The organism is Kitasatospora sp. MBT63, assembly GCF_000710465.2.
Classification (GTDB): domain Bacteria; phylum Actinomycetota; class Actinomycetes; order Streptomycetales; family Streptomycetaceae; genus Kitasatospora.
Map to the genome: position 1 here is coordinate 1 of NZ_JAIZ01000750.1, position 823 is coordinate 823.

General features: G+C 69.3%; 1 protein-coding gene. It reads left to right on the forward strand.

Features of this window, described 5'->3' with window-relative positions; translation table 11 throughout:
- Nucleotides 1–23: 23 nt before the first annotated feature.
- The coding region (locus AA75_RS39390) for an ABC transporter substrate-binding protein (RefSeq protein ID WP_033825277.1) at nt 24–823 on the forward strand (800 nt) is incomplete at its 3' end.

Genomic DNA, 823 nt, shown 5'->3' on the forward strand with positions numbered 1-823 from the left:
ACCCACCGGAAGGCCACCCCCACATGCGCCGTACCCTCGCAGCCGCCGCCGTCGTCGCGCTGCTCCTGCCCCTGACCGCCTGCGCCGACGACGCCGCCAACTCGCACACCGGAGCCGCCCCCGCGGGCCCGTCCGTCGCGGGACCCAAGGTCAAGATCATGGTCGGCGGCCTGGACAAGGTCATCTACCTGCCCGCGATGCTCACCCAGCGGCTCGGCTTCTTCGCCGAGGCCGGGGTCAACGTCGAGCTGATGAGCGAACCGGCCGGCGTCAACGCCACCACCGCGCTGCTCGCCGGGGACGTCCAGGGCGCGGTCGGCTTCTACGACCACACCATCGACCTCCAGGCCAAGGGCAAGCACGTCGAGTCGGTGGTGCAGTTCGCCCAGGCCCCCGGCGAGGTCGAGGTGGTGTCCGCGAAGCAGGCCGGCGCGATCCGCACCGGCGCCGACTTCAAGGGCAAGAAGCTCGGCGTCACCAGCATCGGCTCCTCCACCGACTTCCTCACCAAGTACCTGGCCGTCAAGAACGGCGTGAACGTCAGCGAGTTCAGCCCGATCGCGGTCGGCGCCGGGCAGACCTTCATCGCAGCCATGCAGCAGGGCAGCATCGACGCCGGGATGACCACCGACCCCACGGTCGCCGCCCTGCTGTCCCAGCAGATCGGCACCGTGCTCTACGACATGCGCACCCCGGAGGGATCGCGCGCCGCACTCGGCGGCCTCTACCCGTCCTCGTCGCTCTACATGAACAGCGACTGGGTCGAGAAGAACAAGGACACCACCCAGAAGCTGGCCAACGCCTTCGTCAAGACCCTCAAGTG